A 16,843-nucleotide genomic window follows, 5' to 3' on the forward strand; every position below is an offset into this window, starting at 1 on the left:
TACGACATATACTTAGCGGAAACGAAGAATGATGAGGTGTGGTTTGAAAGCAGTGGCGCTTGTTCTGGCGGCCTGTCTGCTGAGCGGATGCGGCAGCATAATCAGTCGCGCGGTGCCGGGGCAGGGACATGGCAACCAGTATTACCCCGGCGTGCAGTGGGACGTAAGAGATTCCGCGTGGCGTTATGTCACGGTGCTGGATCTGCCGTTCTCGCTGGTCTTCGACACGCTATTGCTGCCGATAGACATGCATCACGGCCCCTATGAATAACGCTTAGCGTTCATCCCATTCATCCGCCGCGGTGCGACCTTCTTCCGTATCCAGCGGCGGTTCAAGCTGAAATTCCCCTTCATCCCATTCATGCAACGTGTTCTCTTCCAGCCACTCCTGACGAAGCTCAATCTCGTCGTAGTCGCCGTCAAAGACGCTCTGCGCCGCTTCCCCGCTCAGTACCGGCAGGCACTCGCCTTGCTCCTCGTCGGTGGCGAAGAACTCGACCTGCCACATTATCTCGCCGTCCTGCAGAACATATTTCTGGATGTTGAGTTGCTGGACAACCGCATCTTCTTCGTCCATCCCCGGATTGTCGGCGAGGAACTCTTCGCGTGCAGCGTCGATGGCTTCTTCAAGCGTTGCAAACATGGACATAATTTTCTCCCTGAACAGACATGGTTGTTTCAGGAAAGGATAGACGAAGATCCATAATTGCAAATAAGAAAGCGAAAAAAAGGGGGGAAATATCATGCGCAACATCAGCGTCTTAGAGAGAAACGCTGCGTCTGAGCGGGGAAACGCTGCCCCGGCCTGGATTTGGCCGGGGCAGTGGAATTAATAGCGGGAAGGCACCCCTTGCGGGCGGGTTTTAAAACGGCGATGCAGCCACATGTACTGATCCGGCGCCATGAGAATACATTTCTCCACCACTTTGTTCATCCAGGCTGCCGTTTCTTCGGCATCGCCCAGCGGCGGCTGACACTCCGGTTCAAGGGCTAACAGCTCGTAGCCTTTGCCGCCAGGCTTGCGGCGCGGTACAAAAGGCACTATGCAGGCTTTAGACATCTTTGCCAGCATCCAGGTGCCGGACGTGGTGGCGGCTTGTTCGACGGCGAAAAGGGGAACGAAAACGCTGTTGCGCGGGCCGTAGTCGTGGTCCGGCGCGTACCAGATAATTTCGCCGCTTTTCAGCGCCTTGATCATACCTTTGAGATCTTTACGATCGAGCATGGTTTTATTAGAGCGCAGGCGTCCCCAGGTTTGCAGCCAGTCAAGCAGCGGATTGTCATTGGGGCGATAAACCCCGATGCCCGGCGTATGCATGCCAAAGATGCGCGCGCCGAGCTCAAGCGTCAGGAAGTGCACGCCGATGAGCAAAATCCCCTGTTTCTGCGCCAGTAGCGCTTTCACTGGCTCCACGCCGGAGACATCAAACCAGCGCTCCACGCGCCAGTTCGGCCAGAACCAGGCCATGCCGGTTTCCATCAGGCCCATGCCGACGGATTCAAAATTCTTCTCCACCAGCTTCTGGCGTTCCGCTTCGCTCATGTCCGGGAAGCAGAGCTCAAGGTTGCGGTGGGCGATACGGGCGCGGCGCTTCATCACTCGCATCGCCAGACGGCCCATGCCGCAGCCAAGGCGGTAAATCACCGGATAAGGCAGCAGCACGACGAGATAAAGCACGCCAATGCCAAGCCATGTCAGCCAGTAGCGGGGATGCAGCAGAGCGCGGTTGAATTGGGGTAAATGGGTCGTCATGAAAATTCCATTAGGTTGCAGGCAAGTCCACTTGTCGCAGACATTGTGACATTATTTTCCGTCCTGCCAAAATTCATGGACGACAGGCGGTGGTTTTCACGCCAGTTTAGAGAAATCTGCAGAAACAAAGTGATGGAAATGTAGCGCAAAATTCATGGATGTAAATTAGCGGTAATTGCTATATCATGCCCGCCGATTTTCATTCCCCTAACGATTGCAGGATACGTACACCATGCCAGTGTTACACAACCGCATTTCGAATGAGGAGCTGAGGGCGCGCATGCTGGCGGAAACCGAGCCGCGCACCACTATCTCATTCTATAAATATTTCACCATCGCCGACCCGAAAGCGACTCGCGATAACCTCTATAAAGCGTTTACCGAACTTAACGTTTTCGGTCGCGTCTATCTTGCCCATGAAGGGATCAACGCTCAAATCAGCGTGCCGCAAAGCAAGGTTGAAGCGTTTCGCACGCTGCTGTACGGCTTTGACCCGGCGCTGGACGGCCTGCGGTTGAACATTGCGCTGGACGATGATGGTAAATCGTTCTGGGTGCTGCGCATGAAAGTGCGCGACCGCATCGTAGCGGACGGCATTGATGACCCAACCTTCAACGCCAGCGACGTTGGCGAGTACCTGAAGGCGGCGGAAGTGAACGCCATGCTGGATGACCCCGACGCGGTGTTTATCGATATGCGCAACCACTATGAATATGAAGTGGGGCACTTCGAAAACGCGCTGGAAATCCCGGCGGACACCTTCCGCGAGCAGTTGCCGAAAGCGGTGGAGATGATGCAGGAGCATAAAGACAAGAAAATTGTTATGTACTGCACCGGCGGCATTCGCTGCGAAAAAGCGAGCGCGTGGATGCGTCACAACGGTTTTAATAAAGTCTGGCACATCGAAGGCGGCATCATTGAGTATGCCCGCAAAGCCCGCGAGCAGGGCCTGCCGGTGCGTTTCGTCGGCAAAAACTTCGTTTTTGACGAGCGCATGGGCGAGCGCATCTCTGATGATGTGATTGCGCATTGCCATCAGTGCGGCGCGCCTTGCGACAGCCACACCAATTGCAAGAATGACGGCTGCCATCTGCTGTTTATTCAGTGTCCGACCTGCGCAGAGAAGTTTCAGGGCTGCTGCAGCGAGCTTTGCCGCGATGAGAGCGCGCTGCCGGAAGAAGAGCAGCGCCGCCGCCGCGCCGGTCGCGAAAACGGCAATAAAATCTTTAACAAATCCCGTGGCCGCTTGAATACCGTACTCGGCATTCCCGATCCGCAATAAAAAAAGCCTCCGCAGGGAGGCTTTTTTTTAGCGCAATTCAAACGGAATTACTTCTGGCGCACGCCTTCGACCGAAATAATCAGGTCAACTTCCTGAGAAGCGGGGCCGAGATCGGTAGTAATGTTGTAGTCTTTGAGTTTAATTTTCCCTTCCGCTTCAAAGCCTGCGCGAACGCCGCCCCACGGATCGTCGCCCTGGCCAATCAGTTTGGCTTCCAGCGTCAGCGGTTTAGTCACGCCGTTAAGCGTAAAGTTGCCGGTGATGTCCAGCTCATCGCCATCTTGCTTCACAGACGTGGAGGTGAAGGTCGCCTGCGGGAATTTGGCTACGTTCAGGAACTCCGCGCTGCGCAGGTGTTTATCACGCTCGGCGTGGTTGGTATCGATGCTGGTCGTGTTGATAGTGACATTAACTTTATCCGCCGACGGGTTTTTCTCATCAAAAGTAAAGGTGCCGTCGAAATCGCGGAAGGTGCCGTAGAGCCAGCTGTAGCCAAGGTGCTTAATACGGAAGTTAACGAAGGCGTGCTGGCCCTCTTTATCGATCTTGTAATCGGCCGCGACAGCGGAGCCGGTAGTAAAGAACAGGGCGGCGAGCGTTAACCCCATCAGGCTTTTTTTCATTTATCACTCCTTGGTTAATGCGACGATTTCCCGAGCATACGCTTGAGGGTAACGTCTTTATCGATGAAATGGTGCTTCAGCGCGGCGAAAGCGTGGAGCACCGAGAGCAGCACTACGCTCCAGGCGAGCCAGAGGTGAATATCGCCTGCCGTATCGGCTTGTTCGCCCGCGCCGCTGAAGATAGCCGGGATTTCAACAAGCCCAAACACGCTGACGGGTTTGCCTTCGGCGGTCGAAATCAGATAACCGCTCAGCAAAATCGCGAACAGCAACAGATAGAGCAGCACGTGAACGGCGACGGCGCTCGCGCGCGTCAGTCGGGAATAAGAAGAGAGCGGGGGAGGCGGCGGCGAAACAAAGCGCCAGATAACCCGCACCAGTAAAAAGAGAAAAATAACGATGCCGATACTTTTGTGCAGTTCCGGGGCCCGGTGATACCAGACATCATAATAGCCAAGCGTCACCATCCACAGCCCAAGCGCAAACATGCCATAAACGGCGAGCGCCATTAGCCAGTGAAGCAGTACTGATAAATGTCCATATTGCGACGGTGTGTTACGCCACTGCATTGTTACGCATCCGTTAATAAATAAGATGCAGCCACAGTGACCGTTGAAGGTTCCAAAAGCAAACCAAAAAAATCAACAATCTAATTCAGAAAATTTGATTGATAAATTTGGGCTATTGAAAGACGGATAAACGGTAAATAACCTCTGAGATTTAGCTTTAAAACAGTAAATTACGGTTATTTAGATATAATAAAAAGAAAATAGCGACAGAATAATCATGCTTGTTGTCAATTTTTGTAAGCTGTGTGTCAGTTATTTTGAATAGTTAATGGCGCTAACCGGCGTAAATCCACAGCAGATCCAGCAGCGCCAACAGAGCAGAAAGCGCCAGATAAACCAGCAAATGTTCCCGAACATTGTTTACCAGAAAACGAATCAGCCGCTGCATACCTGTCCTTTTAACCATTAGCGCCTTGTTCCAGAGTAACAAAAAGCGGCCCGCAGGCCGCTGCGTTTATTTGAATCGCGACAGGCTAAAAGGGGTGAGATCAAACTCAACAGGTTTATCCGCGGCAAACTGGCTCGCAATCTCGCCCAACACCGACGCGAATTTAAAGCCGTGACCGCTGAGGCCGGTCACTATCATCGCCTGCGGGAAATCAGGCAGGGTGTCGACGATAAAATCTTCATCCGGGGAGTTATCATAGGTGCAGGACGCGCCATGCAGACAGCCGCCGATGCCAGGCAGATGCTGGCGCAGGAAAGGAAACGCCTCGGCGCCGTCGGTCGCCACTGCGCCAAAAGGTTTGCGCTCTTGCGCGGAATTGATAGGCTGACCGCCGTTATGCTTGCCGATTTTCAGCGCGTTATCTTCCGCCGGGAAGCCGTAATACTGGTCGCCATTCGCCATCTCGCCAGTAAAGGCGGGAAAGCGATTATTAACGCTGTAGCGCCCGTCAGCCTGATACCAGGCGAACACCTTGCGCACCGGCGTAATGGGCAGTTGCGGCGCCAGACGCTTAACCCACGTACCTGCGCTGATCAGCGCCTTGCGCCCTTCGTATTCGCCATCCTCGGTAACTACGCGCACTCCCTGCGCCTGAGGCTCTATTGCGGTGACCGCGCAGTTAAAGAGCTGGGCGCAGCCCGCCTCTTCAGCAAGGCGAATATAGTTAGCGATAGCGGTTTCGCTGTAAAGCACGCCGGAATTGGGTTCGAACAAGCCGATATAATCATCCGGCACGCGAAATTCCGGCCAGCGCGCCATGAGTTGTTCGGCATTGAAGGTCTCAAGCGGCAACTGCCAGCGCTGAGCGCTTTGCGCTACGTTGCGCAAAAATTCAGAATGGGCGGGGCCCAGGTTAATGACGCCGCTGCGCTGAAAAATACGCGCTTCGGTAAGGGACTGAAGCTCATCCCATAACGCCTGGGCGCGCAGCACCAGCGGGACATAGATTTCACCTTCGCCGTAAGCGTGGCGGATAAGCCGTGTTTCGCCATGATGGCTGCCTTGCTGGTGCGGCGGATGACCACTGTCCGTCATCAGGACATTCAGCCCTGCCCGGGTGGCGTAATAGCCTGCCGCTGCGCCAACCGAACCGCTGCCAATGATAATCAAATCGTATTGCATGGAGGTGCTCCGCATAGGTTGTTACTTAGCAGAGTAATTAAGGCGGGAAGGTTGCACAAGGCTAAAAATAATAATGGCGCTCCGAAGAGCGCCCGATGGTTATAAGGGAAGCATCAGACTAATGCTTGCGATAATCATTTTCCTGGTACTCGCTGGATTCAATTTTTGCAATGCCAGCTTCTAAAATGGAAATAAATTGTCTGGCTACATCGGTGGTTAGCCATAACGTCTGGCCTATTTCCGTCTCTTCATGGTCAGACGGATTGGAAGTCAAATAATGCAGCCTTAGCATCATGGCATCGTAGCTATCTACAGTGCTGATATCCCATCCAACAAGGGGATGTGTCTGAATAACTTCATTAATTTTTTCCATCATAACCCCCTTAGTACGTGCTTAAAGACAACGGCTCATGAGGTTTCAATGCGTGTTTTATTGAAGCTGTCTAAGTATATCAATCAATATGCTAAAAAGAGGCAAAAATAAATACCCTGCAACACATTTTTTGAAATAATTGATTTATTTGAACAATAAAACGGCAAATTATTCAATAACAGACGTGAAAAGGAAGGATCAATAAGGATATGCTGAAAAGCACTTTATTAATAATAGCAGAAATAAAAAAAGCCGGGCGGCGAAGCCCGGAAACGACACCATAAGAGAAATTTAGGTTAAGTCAGGGTTCGCTAAACCAATCCTCAGCGCTTTCCCAGGTTTCCTGAAGAATTTCGCTGACCCGATCTTTCGCTTCTTTGCCTGCGCCCAGTACCGAAAGATTATTGGTGGCGGCATAGCGCACCTGGACGCGGTTTGCAAAGTCGGGGAACTGTTGTTCAATACGACGGCTAAGCTCGCAGGCCAGGGCGTCGATAGCGCCAGGCGGCAGCGTTGTGGTTCTGGCGATAGTTACTTCTACACGCATAAAAACCCCCTGTTAACGATACTGTATATTTATACAGATAATTGCGATGGCTTGCAACAGGGGGGGCGATTAATAAGATTTATGCCTGACGTTTCACGGACCAGCGCACTTTTTCACCGGCCAGGAACGGCACGATGCTGTCGTCGCTAAGGCTGATGCTTTGCGGCATCTCTACCTCTTCACGCACCAGCTCGATAGTGTCTTCGTTTACCGGCAGGCCGTAGAAGCGCGGGCCGTTGAGCGAACAGAACGCTTCAAAATGGGCCAGCGCGTTCATCTCTTCAAACACCGTGGCGTAAGCGCCCAGCGCGGAAGGCGCGTTAAAACATCCGGCGCAGCCGCAGCTGGCTTCTTTGCGATGGCGGGCGTGCGGCGCAGAGTCGGTGCCGAGGAAAGCGCGCTCAAAGCCGCTCGCCACTAGTTCGCGCAGCGCCTGCTGGTGAACGCTGCGTTTAAGGATGGGCAGGCAATAGAGGTGAGGGCGCACGCCGCCAACCAGCATATGGTTGCGGTTGAACATCAAATGCTGCGGCGTAATGGTGGCGGCAAGAAGCTCGTTGCCTTCGCGCACATACTGGGCGGCGTCTTTGGTCGTGATATGTTCAAACACCACTTTCAGCCCCGGCAGGCGGCGGCGCAGCGGTTCCATTACCGTTTCGATAAACCGCGCTTCGCGATCGAAAATATCGATATCCGCGTGAGTCACTTCGCCATGCACCAGCAGCGGCATGCCCAGGCGCTCCATGCGCTCCAGCACGGGCATGATCGCGTCGATGCTGGTGACGCCGTGGCTTGAGTTAGTGGTGGCGTTCGCCGGATAGAGCTTGGCGGCCGTAAAGACCCCTTCCTCGAAGCCGCGCGCCAGTTCGTCGGCATCCAGCGTGTCGGTCAGGTAGCAGGTCATCAGCGGTTCAAACGTATGGCCTGCGGGGACGGCGTCCAGAATACGCTGGCGATAAGCGACAGCCGCCGCCACGGTAGTGACCGGAGGAGCCAGGTTCGGCATGACGATGGCGCGCGCATAGGTCTCGCTGGTATAAGGCAGAACGGTTTGCAGCATCTCGCCATCGCGTAGATGGAGATGCCAGTCGTCAGGACGGCGGATGGTTAACACCTGGGGTTGTTCAGTCATGAAATGCTCCGGCTAGAAGGACAAAAATGGCTGGATTTGCGCCGGGCACTAAGGATAAGCGGAAACGTTTTCGTTTGCACCCTTTTCGTGCTTCGCGCCGGGGCCATCACCCCGGCGCGGAGACTCAGTCTATAAAGGGGATCACGATTTCACCCGGCTTCACTTCCAGCCCTTTGGCATAGCGTTTGGCCAGCTTTTCGCCTTCGCTGCCATCTTCGCTCAGCACATAAGCGGGGTGCTGATTGAAATAGCTGCGCAGCGACTGGTTAAGGTAAGGCGTCAGGGTCTCCAGCAACGCCTGCATTTTTTGCGGCTGCACCGTCGCGTTAACCACCTCCATTTCCTGGAGATAAATCGCCCCCTTCTCTTTGTTAAAGACCGGCAGCGCTTTCAGCGTCAGCTTCATGTTCGCTTTTTGATTGCCGAAAAGGGAGGTCATATCCAGACTGGCGTCGCCGGTCAGCGTGACTTTGTTCGGCTCTTCACGCCCAATCTGGCTTGCCAGGTTGCTCAGCACGATGTGGGCATCCGCCACGCCCGGCACGCCAATATCACGCGAGAAATTATTGCGCTTTTGCAGCGCCTGGTTAATTTCCTGCTCGGTAACCGTGTACTGGGTTAACTGGTTACACCCTGCCAGCAGACCGCTGACAACCAGCGCGGCGGCGACAATAAAGCTCTTCATCTCATTCCTCGACATGTACACAAAGTCCGTGCCAGGGGATCCTGACACAAAGCAGCATGTCGCGCCAGAATAAGTGTCGCCAGCGGAAAAGGCTGAAAAAGCCGGTGGCGGCCACCGGCATAAGGATTAAATAGAGATTGAGGAGAGAAGATTGACCTGGGTTTGTTTGGCCATATTGTCCCGGTAATCCGCCACGCGGGTCGGGTACTCTACGCCTGCCACCAGCGTCAGGTTACGCAGCAGCGGGAAGAGATGAATATCATCCTCTGAGAGCTCGCCATTGACGGCGTTAGGCTGCTTAATCAGCTTATCGAGATCGCGCAAATCATCGTTGATGTTCTTGATAAGCCCTGCCGAGTGGGCAAGATGCTCGTCGAAAGCGCCAATCGCCGCCTCTTTCTTTTTCACAAAGTAAGCCCGCGCCTGTGGGGTGGCGAACTCATCAAAAGGCGCTTTGGCGATGCGCGGCAGCAGCAGGCGGTTGACGTAGCCGTTTACTTTACGAAGCCAGGTTTCAACGGCCGGATTACGCTTCCCGGTGAGCAGCGGTTTGCCGTCGAGCTTATCGACGTAGTAAACAATATCGAGGCTTTCCGGCAGATAGCGGCTGTCATCTTTTTGCAGAATCGGGGCCATCTTCTGACCGATCATCCGGGTGGGCGTTTCTTCATCATCGTTGAGCAGCACGTTCAGCTCAACCGGGATATTTTTCAGCCCAAATATCATGCGCGCCTTCACGCAAAACGGGCAGTGATCGTAAATATATAGCTTCACGTTTCTCCTCCTGTTATGGCGTCCGTGCCTTCAGTATGGAAGAGAAGCCAGGGCGGGGCAAATTAGCTGCCCGGTTCAAGCATGGTCGGCTCGAGGCGCTTCTGGCTGAACTGCCACCACAGAGCAAAGAATGTCGCTACGCCGATAACGCCGAGCATCATCCAGGGCAGCTCTGGCTGCTGCAACGTTTTGCCGGCGTCAAACAGCCAGCCGCCGCCCGCATAGCCGAGCGCGCCGCCAAAGGCGAGGCCAAGGCGGCTGAAGCCCATATAGCTGCCGCGGGCGCGGGAATCGGCGAGCGAAGCGCCGAGCGTCTCCCGAGCCGGCTCCGCGATAATCGAGCCGATGTAAAACAGACAAATCAGGGTAAATAGCTGCTGCAAACTGCCCACCAGGCCTATCGGCAGCAGGCTCAGCGTCATCAGCAGCAGGCCCGCCATCAGACGGTGTTCCAGACGAAAGCGCTTTTCGCTCCAGCGGGCGACAGGGTAGAGCAGGGTAAGCGAAAGCGTCGCTTCGATGGCGTACATCCATTTCACGGCGGCGGGCGTGCCGGCGATGTCATTGACCATAATCGGCAGCATCAGCATAACCTGCACCGCCAGCATGTAGTAGCCGGTGAGCGTCAGCACGTAAGTGACAAACCGCTTGTCGCGCAGCACGCGGCTCATCCCTTCGCGCAAAGGGGTGCGGATGGTCGACAGCTTCCAGTCCGGCAACAGCCAGGCGTTAAAGCCCGCGCAAATCACAAACAGCAGCGCGCCTGCGCCGCAGACGAGGCGAAAATCATACTGCAGCAGCCAGCTGCCGAGCAGAGCGCCAATCACCGCGCCCGCGCTGTCCTGCATCATCAGCAGAGAAAAAAAGCGCCCGCGCTGGTGCGGACGCACCAGTTTTACTACCAGCGCCGAGCGCGGCGGGTCAAACAGGGTGCCGCCAAGGCCGGAGAGAATGCAGGAGAGCCAGAGCATCCAAGGCTCCTGGGCGACCGCCATCGTCGCAAAACCCGCCGCACGCATCAGCATGCCGGTGACGATCATCGGCCGGGCGCCAAGACGGTCGGCTATCGCGCCGCCGAAGATCCCAAGCCCCTGCTGAATAAACTGACGCAAGCCGAGGGCGATGCCGACCATCAGCGCGGCCCAGCCCAGTTGATCGACAAAGCGAATAGAAATCAGGGGAAAGACGACAAAGAAGCCCAGCACCACGAGCATGTTGTCAATCAGCAGGAAATATTTACCCAGGCTCCTTGCCTGCGACACGCTGGCCATTTCCCCTCCTGGGAAAACGCAAAGATAAGGCTCTATTTTGCGGGTGCGTCTTAGACTTTCCTATATTCAAAACAATAATATTTTTTTATCGATCCAGATGTTTAATTGATGACGTTAATCGAAATAGCGCCGCGGGGTGCGGAAAATGGTATGTTGTTGTTTTCCCTGTTTTGTCTCGCACAGGTATAGTTAACTTACCGCGCATGAGACAGCGGCGTATCGCCGCTCGCGCCGTGTGGCTTATTGTGGACGAAGGAGTGGGTGATAAATGTTTGGCTACCGCAGTAACGTGCCGAAAGTACGATTAACGACCGATCGCCTGGTGGTGCGGCTGGTGCATGACCGCGACGCCTGGCGGCTGGCGGATTATTACGCTGAAAACCGCCAGTTTTTAAAACCCTGGGAGCCGGTGCGTGACGAAAGCCATTGCTACCCCTCCGGCTGGCAGGCCCGCCTTGGCATGATCAACGAACTGCATAAGCAGGGCAGCGCTTTCTATTTCGCGCTGCTCGATCCGGATGAAAAAGCGATCCGCGGCGTGGCCAATTTTTCCAATGTGGTGCGCGGCTCGTTTCACGCCTGCTACCTCGGGTATTCTCTGGGGGAAAAGTGGCAGGGGCAGGGGCTGATGTTTGAAGCGCTCACCTCCGCCATTCGTTATATGCAACGCACCCAGCATATGCACCGCATTATGGCTAATTACATGCCGCACAATAAGCGCAGCGGCGATCTGCTCGCCCGGCTCGGCTTTGAAAAAGAGGGCTACGCCAAAGATTATCTGCTGATTGACGGCGTGTGGCGCGACCATGTGTTAACCGCGCTTACCGCCAGAGAATGGACCCCGGGTCGTTAAGGAGCAAAGATGAAACATCAGTTAAGCGCGGTGGAAGCTCGCGTCATCGGCAGCCTGCTGGAAAAGCAGGTCACCACGCCCGAGCAGTATCCGCTTTCGGTTAACGGCGTGGTCACCGCCTGCAACCAAAAAACCAACCGCGAGCCGGTAATGAGCCTTTCAGAGCGCGACGTGCAGGATGCGCTGGATGAGCTGGTCAAGCGCCACTACCTGCGCACCGTCAGCGGTTTTGGCAACCGCGTCACCAAATATGAGCAGCGCTTCTGCAATTCCGAATTCGGCGCGCTGAAGCTGTCGCCGCAGGAGGTGGCGCTGGTCGCCACGCTGATGCTGCGCGGACCGCAAACGCCGGGCGAACTGCGCAGCCGGGTAGGACGCATGTATGAGTTTGCCGACATGGCTGAAGTGGAAAGCGCGCTGGAGGGGCTGGCGAACCGTGAAGACGGCCCCTTTGTCGCGCGTCTGCCGCGCGAGCCGGGCAAGCGTGAAAGCCGCTATATGCACCTCTTTAGCGGCGAAACGGAAACGCTGGTCGCCGCCGTGGAGGCGGTCAGCGCGCCTGCGGACAGTCTGACGCAGCGCGTCGAGGCGCTGGAAGCGGAAGTGGCGGAGTTGAAATCCCGTCTCGAAGCGCTGCTGGGCCACCTGGGAGACTGATATGAGCAAACTTCGCATCGGCGTGGTAGGGCTTGGCGGCATTGCGCAAAAAGCGTGGCTGCCGGTGCTTTCTCACGCCGCAGACTGGCGGTTAACCGGCGCTTTTTCGCCGAATAAAGCGAAAGCGCTGCCCGTTTGCGAGGCGTATCGCCTGCCTTATGTCGACTCGCTGCAGGCGCTCGCCGCGCAGTGCGACGCCGTGTTCGTGCACAGCGCCACCAGCAGCCACTATCAGGTAGTGAGCGAGCTGTTAAATGCGGGCGCGCATGTCTGCGTGGATAAGCCGCTCGCGGAAAATCTGGCGGACGCCGAACGGCTGGTGGCGCTGGCCGCCCGTAAAAAGCTAACGCTGATGGTGGGCTTCAACCGACGCTTCGCCCCACGCTATCAGGCGCTGAAAGCGCGCCTCACAGACGCCGCCTCGCTGCGTATGGATAAACACCGCGCCGACAGCGTCGGCCCGCATGATTTGCGTTTTACCTTACTTGACGACTATCTGCATGTGGTGGATACCGCGCTGTGGCTGGCAGGCGGCGAGGGAACGCTTCAGAGCGGCGCGCTGCTGGCCAATGAGCAGGGCGAAATGCTGTATGCGGAACATCACTTCGCCCGGGATCGCCTGCAAATCACCACCAGCATGCACCGGCGGGCCGGAAGCCAGCGCGAATGGGTACAGGCGGTGACCGACGGCGGCCTTTATGAAGTCACCGATATGCGTGAATGGCGCGAAGAGCGCGGCGCGGGCGTCGTAACCAGCCCGGTGCCGGGCTGGCAGAGCACCCTGGAGCAACGCGGGTTTGCCGGCTGCGCGCGTCACTTCATCGACTGCGTGACGAATCAGACTGTTCCGGAAACGGCAGGCGACCAGGCGCTGCTTGCCCAGCGGATCGTCGAGAAACTCTGGCGGGAGGCGATAAGCGAATAATCCCTCGTAACAACTGCCGGTAGTATTTCCCCGGCAGTTGAGTAGACTAAGCGCTTCGCTCAACGCCCCGACGCCTGCTTTGCAGGCGTTAGTGTTTGTGGACCACCAACCCGATGAATTTATTAAAATCGCTGGCCGCCGTCAGCTCAATGACCATGTTTTCCCGCGTGCTTGGCTTTGCGCGCGACGCCATTGTGGCGAGGGTGTTTGGCGCCGGTATGGCCACCGACGCCTTTTTTGTGGCGTTCAAGCTGCCTAACCTGTTGCGCCGTATTTTTGCCGAAGGGGCGTTTTCACAGGCTTTTGTGCCTATTCTCGCCGAATACAAAAGCAAGCAGGGCGAAGACGCCACGCGGGTGTTCGTCGCTTACGTCAGCGGGTTGCTGACGCTGGCGCTGGCCATCGTGACCGTCGCGGGAATGCTGGCCGCCCCGTGGGTCATCCTGGTCACTGCGCCGGGTTTTGCCGATACGGCGGATAAATTCGCGCTGACCTCGCAGCTGCTGCGCATCACCTTTCCCTATATTTTGCTGATTTCGCTGGCCTCGCTTGCCGGCGCCATCCTCAACACCTGGAACCGCTTCTCGGTACCCGCCTTTGCGCCGACCTTCCTGAACGTCAGCATGATAGGCTTTGCGCTTTTCGCCGCGCCGTATTTTCACCCGCCGGTGCTGGCGCTGGCCTGGGCGGTCACCGTCGGCGGCGTGTTGCAACTGGTCTATCAGCTTCCGCATCTGAAAAAAATCGGCATGCTGGTGCTGCCGCGCATTAACCTGCGCGACGCGGGCGCGCGCCGCGTGCTGCGCCAGATGGGGCCCGCCATCCTTGGCGTCTCCGTCAGCCAGATCTCGCTTATTATCAATACCATTTTCGCTTCGTTTCTGGTTTCCGGCTCCGTCTCCTGGATGTATTACGCTGACCGTCTGATGGAGTTTCCTTCTGGCGTGCTCGGCGTGGCGCTCGGCACTATCCTGCTGCCTTCGCTGTCGAAAAGCTTCGCCAGCGGCAACCATGACGAATATAACCGCCTGATGGACTGGGGCCTGCGGCTTTGCTTTCTGCTGGCGCTGCCAAGCGCCGTGGCGCTGGGCATCCTTGCCAAACCGCTCACCGTTTCGCTGTTTCAGTACGGCAAATTCACCGCTTTTGACGCCGCCATGACCCAGCGGGCGCTGATCGCCTACTCTGTAGGGCTGATTGGGCTGATTGTGGTGAAAGTGCTGGCGCCAGGCTTCTATTCGCGTCAGGACATCAAGACGCCGGTGAAAATCGCCATCGTGACGCTGATTATGACGCAGTTGATGAACCTGGCGTTTATCGGTCCGCTGAAACACGCCGGGCTTTCGCTCTCGATAGGCCTTGCCGCCTGTCTGAACGCGTCGCTGCTTTACTGGCAGCTGCGCAAGCGCAACATCTTCACGCCGCTGCCTGGCTGGGGCGCATTTTTGACGCGACTGGTGATTGCCGTGCTCGTCATGTCCGCGGCGCTGCTCGGCATAATGCAGTTCATGCCAGACTGGGCGACAGGCTCGATGCCCTGGCGCCTGCTGCGGCTGATGGCGGTGGTGGTAGCCGGGGTGGCGGCCTACTTCATCACGCTGGGGCTGCTGGGCTTCCGGGTGAGGGATTTCGCGCGGCGCACGGCGTAAGGCGCGCCGATAGCGAATAACGCTTTATTGCCCGCGCGGCGCTGCGCGGGTCAGCGTGTCGGGTTCCCTTCATCATTAGCCCTGTGCTGACCAACAAAAAAGGCGCCTTTGAGGCGCCTTTTGCATTGATAGCAATGTTAAATCGAAATCTTTTTGCCGCCGCGCTGCGCGCTGGCGGTCTGTCCGTTGGCGCCGTACAGGCCCGGCTCCTGATGTGGTTTCAGGATTGCCAGCGCCTGGCTATTGCGCGCCAGTTGCCCTTCAAGCAGCCAGCCGTTGTGCTGATTAATGTCGCGCAGGTGACGCGTTTTCTGCGTAATCGTCTGCCAGCGTTGAGCGTCAGCGTCATTAGCGGAGGCGGTAGCCTGCTGCGAGCGCCGCTGCTGCTCAAGATAGTCGAGCGTGGCGAGCAGGGAGCTTTTTTCTTCTGTAATACGCTGCAGCGCGCTGCCGTTCACATAGCCCGCTGACAATTGCTGCTGTTCCGCGTCCATGACCTCTTTAAGGCTGGTCAGGACAACGGTCATTTGGTCTAACACTTCTGACAGACGACTCATATCGTTACTTACTCTGCAGGTAACTCCGCGCTTCCTGGAGCAGCGCGTCAGCGATTTTGCCGGTGTCCATTTTCAGCTCGCCGTTACGAATAGCGGTTTTCAGCGCTTCCACGCGCTCTACGTTGATGTCGCTTGCGCCAGGCTGCGTCAGCGCCGCCTGCGCATCGCTTAAGGTCACGCTGGCGCTGTTAGCGGCAGTCGCTTTTTCGGTACGGGTTTTCTGTGGCGCGGCCTCGTTGGTTTCACGTGCCTGTACGGCGCTGATCGGTTTAGAAGGCGAAGTGCGTTCAATGCTGCTCATTGTTAAGTCCTCATTGAGGTGGCTCGCGGCGCAGAGCCTGTCATTTAGGTGTTGCTTATTTATCGGCAGTGGACAGCGAATCTTTATGAAGATTATAGACTAATCAGAATATTCCCATCAGAGCCGACCGTACCGCTCACCACCTGGCCCGAAGCCATACGTACCCGGGCATTCTGGGCAACCGCCGCGTTGTTTAACGCCTGACCTTCGCTGTTAATGCTAAAGCCTTCGCCTTGCGCTATAACCTGCACGCGCTGGCCCGCTTTGATTCGCCATGCCTGGCGCACCATGGAAAGCAATACCGGTTGTCCTGGCGCGAGGTCGCGAAGCGTAACCGCATCCTGCGCCTGATTCAACTCCAGCATCGCCCGGGGAGGGAGTTGATCAAGGCGACCGCGCATTAAACGCACTGACGCGCTGTCGAGCCGACTGCCGCGCGCCACCGGCTGCGCCGCCACCACATATTCGCCTGTCGCCTGAACGAATACCTGCAAATACCGTTTATCGCCGCCGCAGCGCGCCTGCACGCTCAGGTTGCCCCACAGCCGCGCATTGCCCGGCAGGCTGAACTGCGGCTGCTCGCAGGCAGGCCACAAATTGGCCGGGGTTTTGACCGTTACGCTGACCTCATCGCTGATCCCGGCAAGCCTTGCGGCGAAAAAGGGCATCAGCTGGGCTTCCAGCGTCCCGGCGAACAGGGGCGAGCTTAGCAACATTAGCGCTGCGCAGCAGAGTTTCAGGCGTTTCATGGCGCGTCTCCGTTAGCGGAATGGCGATGATTTTACCCGCACTCGTTTTCCTTCAAGGCAACAAATAGCGACGCATTTTGCGCTTATTCCAACGATAAGGGAGGGCGCTCACCCAGTAAGCTGTGCATCATCACCATGCTATGCGGAGGAATCATGCTCGACAAACTCGACGCCGCGCTGCGCTTTCAGCAAGAAGCGCTTAATTTGCGCGCCCAGCGTCAGGAGATTCTGGCCTCCAATATCGCCAACGCCGACACCCCAGGTTATCAGGCGCGGGATATTGATTTCGCCAGTGAACTCAAAAAAGTGATGGAGCGGGGCCGCACGGAAGGAAGTTCCATTGCACTGTCGATGACCTCCGCCCGTCATATCCCTGCCCAGACGAACACCGCGCCGAATGTTGATTTGCTCTACCGTATCCCCGATCAGCCCGCAATGGACGGCAACACCGTGGATATGGACCGTGAGCGCACGCAGTTTGCGGACAACAGCCTGAAATACCAGTCCGACCTGCAGGTGCTGGGCGGTCAAATCAAAAGCATGATGTCAGTGCTGCAATCGGGAGGATAACGG

The 16,843-nt window shown here is 56.5% G+C and carries 22 protein-coding genes; 7 read left to right on the forward strand and 15 right to left on the reverse strand.

Annotation, left to right across the window (positions count from 1 at the left end; all coding sequences use genetic code 11):
* Positions 1-31 precede the first annotated feature (31 nt).
* On the forward strand, positions 32-271 hold the full coding sequence (locus ACU4F7_RS08095; protein WP_125454260.1) for a YceK/YidQ family lipoprotein: 240 nt from the start codon (positions 32-34) through the stop codon (positions 269-271).
* 3 nt (positions 272-274) lie between these two features.
* Here the strand turns inward: ACU4F7_RS08095 and ACU4F7_RS08100 are convergent, their stop codons facing one another.
* Both ACU4F7_RS08100 and ACU4F7_RS08105 read right to left on the reverse strand, forming a co-directional pair.
* Positions 275-649, reverse strand: a complete 375-nt coding sequence (locus ACU4F7_RS08100; protein WP_024556668.1) for a MysB family protein — start codon at positions 647-649, stop codon at positions 275-277.
* Between the two features lie 180 nt (positions 650-829).
* Positions 830-1,753 (reverse strand): Kdo(2)-lipid IV(A) acyltransferase, encoded by a 924-nt coding sequence (locus ACU4F7_RS08105; RefSeq protein WP_029592484.1) that lies wholly within the window; start codon positions 1,751-1,753, stop codon positions 830-832.
* A 232-nt stretch (positions 1,754-1,985) separates the two neighbouring features.
* On the opposite strand from ACU4F7_RS08105, the gene trhO reads away from it, so the two are divergent.
* Positions 1,986-3,035 carry an oxygen-dependent tRNA uridine(34) hydroxylase TrhO gene (trhO, locus tag ACU4F7_RS08110; protein ID WP_024556670.1) on the forward strand — a complete coding sequence of 350 codons (1,050 nt, stop codon included), beginning with the start codon at positions 1,986-1,988 and terminating at the stop codon, positions 3,033-3,035.
* A 47-nt stretch (positions 3,036-3,082) separates the two neighbouring features.
* On the opposite strand, the gene ACU4F7_RS08115 is transcribed toward trhO, so the two are convergent.
* The 10 genes from ACU4F7_RS08115 to mdtH form a co-directional block, all read right to left on the reverse strand.
* Positions 3,083-3,658 (reverse strand): YceI family protein, encoded by a 576-nt coding sequence (locus ACU4F7_RS08115; protein WP_024556671.1) that lies wholly within the window; start codon positions 3,656-3,658, stop codon positions 3,083-3,085.
* A 14-nt stretch (positions 3,659-3,672) separates the two neighbouring features.
* On the reverse strand, positions 3,673-4,227 hold the full coding sequence (locus ACU4F7_RS08120; RefSeq protein WP_481638407.1) for a cytochrome b: 555 nt from the start codon (positions 4,225-4,227) through the stop codon (positions 3,673-3,675).
* Between the two features lie 274 nt (positions 4,228-4,501).
* Complete coding sequence (locus ACU4F7_RS08125; RefSeq protein WP_481638408.1) at positions 4,502-4,615, reverse strand: DUF2770 family protein; 114 nt, start codon at positions 4,613-4,615, stop codon at positions 4,502-4,504.
* A 66-nt stretch (positions 4,616-4,681) separates the two neighbouring features.
* Positions 4,682-5,797 carry an N-methyl-L-tryptophan oxidase gene (gene solA, locus ACU4F7_RS08130; protein ID WP_029592488.1) on the reverse strand — a complete coding sequence of 372 codons (1,116 nt, stop codon included), beginning with the start codon at positions 5,795-5,797 and terminating at the stop codon, positions 4,682-4,684.
* A 118-nt stretch (positions 5,798-5,915) separates the two neighbouring features.
* Positions 5,916-6,170 (reverse strand): biofilm formation regulator BssS, encoded by a 255-nt coding sequence (gene bssS / locus ACU4F7_RS08135; RefSeq protein ID WP_034882020.1) that lies wholly within the window; start codon positions 6,168-6,170, stop codon positions 5,916-5,918.
* 301 nt (positions 6,171-6,471) lie between these two features.
* On the reverse strand, positions 6,472-6,717 hold the full coding sequence (gene dinI, locus ACU4F7_RS08140) for a DNA damage-inducible protein I (protein ID WP_029592489.1): 246 nt from the start codon (positions 6,715-6,717) through the stop codon (positions 6,472-6,474).
* Between the two features lie 79 nt (positions 6,718-6,796).
* Positions 6,797-7,849, reverse strand: coding sequence for a dihydroorotase (gene pyrC / locus ACU4F7_RS08145; protein ID WP_481638409.1), 1,053 nt, complete (start codon positions 7,847-7,849; stop codon positions 6,797-6,799).
* Positions 7,850-7,973: 124 nt separating this feature from the next.
* A complete protein-coding gene (locus tag ACU4F7_RS08150) occupies positions 7,974-8,534 on the reverse strand; it encodes a lipoprotein (RefSeq protein ID WP_024556676.1) in 561 nt (186 codons plus the stop codon).
* A 126-nt stretch (positions 8,535-8,660) separates the two neighbouring features.
* Positions 8,661-9,308 carry a glutaredoxin 2 gene (gene grxB / locus ACU4F7_RS08155; protein ID WP_029592491.1) on the reverse strand — a complete coding sequence of 216 codons (648 nt, stop codon included), beginning with the start codon at positions 9,306-9,308 and terminating at the stop codon, positions 8,661-8,663.
* 62 nt (positions 9,309-9,370) lie between these two features.
* The gene (mdtH, locus tag ACU4F7_RS08160) at positions 9,371-10,579 is read right to left on the reverse strand and encodes a multidrug efflux MFS transporter MdtH (protein WP_029592492.1); all 1,209 of its coding nucleotides are present in this window, start codon (positions 10,577-10,579) and stop codon (positions 9,371-9,373) included.
* 268 nt (positions 10,580-10,847) lie between these two features.
* Here mdtH and rimJ point away from each other — a divergent pair, with 268 nt between their 5' ends.
* The 4 genes from rimJ (at position 10,848) to murJ (ending at position 14,663) form a co-directional block, all read left to right on the forward strand.
* On the forward strand, positions 10,848-11,432 hold the full coding sequence (gene rimJ / locus ACU4F7_RS08165) for a ribosomal protein S5-alanine N-acetyltransferase (protein WP_029592493.1): 585 nt from the start codon (positions 10,848-10,850) through the stop codon (positions 11,430-11,432).
* A gap of 9 nt (positions 11,433-11,441) precedes the next feature.
* Positions 11,442-12,089: a YceH family protein gene (locus tag ACU4F7_RS08170; protein ID WP_029592494.1), complete on the forward strand. Its 648-nt coding sequence runs from the start codon at positions 11,442-11,444 to the stop codon at positions 12,087-12,089.
* Between the two features lies 1 nt (position 12,090).
* Positions 12,091-13,014 carry a Gfo/Idh/MocA family protein gene (locus ACU4F7_RS08175; protein WP_481638410.1) on the forward strand — a complete coding sequence of 308 codons (924 nt, stop codon included), beginning with the start codon at positions 12,091-12,093 and terminating at the stop codon, positions 13,012-13,014.
* A 113-nt stretch (positions 13,015-13,127) separates the two neighbouring features.
* Positions 13,128-14,663: a murein biosynthesis integral membrane protein MurJ gene (gene murJ / locus ACU4F7_RS08180; protein WP_481638411.1), complete on the forward strand. Its 1,536-nt coding sequence runs from the start codon at positions 13,128-13,130 to the stop codon at positions 14,661-14,663.
* Between the two features lie 137 nt (positions 14,664-14,800).
* Here the strand turns inward: murJ and flgN are convergent, their stop codons facing one another.
* The 3 genes from flgN to flgA all read right to left on the reverse strand — a co-directional run bounded on the left by flgN (position 14,801) and on the right by flgA (position 16,270).
* Positions 14,801-15,220: a flagella biosynthesis chaperone FlgN gene (gene flgN / locus ACU4F7_RS08185; RefSeq protein ID WP_481638412.1), complete on the reverse strand. Its 420-nt coding sequence runs from the start codon at positions 15,218-15,220 to the stop codon at positions 14,801-14,803.
* Positions 15,221-15,224: 4 nt separating this feature from the next.
* Positions 15,225-15,521, reverse strand: coding sequence for a flagellar biosynthesis anti-sigma factor FlgM (gene flgM, locus ACU4F7_RS08190; RefSeq protein WP_029592498.1), 297 nt, complete (start codon positions 15,519-15,521; stop codon positions 15,225-15,227).
* Positions 15,522-15,613: 92 nt separating this feature from the next.
* A complete protein-coding gene (flgA, locus tag ACU4F7_RS08195; protein ID WP_481638413.1) occupies positions 15,614-16,270 on the reverse strand; it encodes a flagellar basal body P-ring formation chaperone FlgA in 657 nt (218 codons plus the stop codon).
* 153 nt (positions 16,271-16,423) lie between these two features.
* Here flgA and flgB point away from each other — a divergent pair, with 153 nt between their 5' ends.
* Entirely contained in the window at positions 16,424-16,840 is a 417-nt protein-coding gene (flgB, locus tag ACU4F7_RS08200) for a flagellar basal body rod protein FlgB (protein ID WP_024556686.1), read from the forward strand.
* Positions 16,841-16,843: the final 3 nt, after the last annotated feature.

The organism is Franconibacter pulveris (assembly GCF_056780215.1).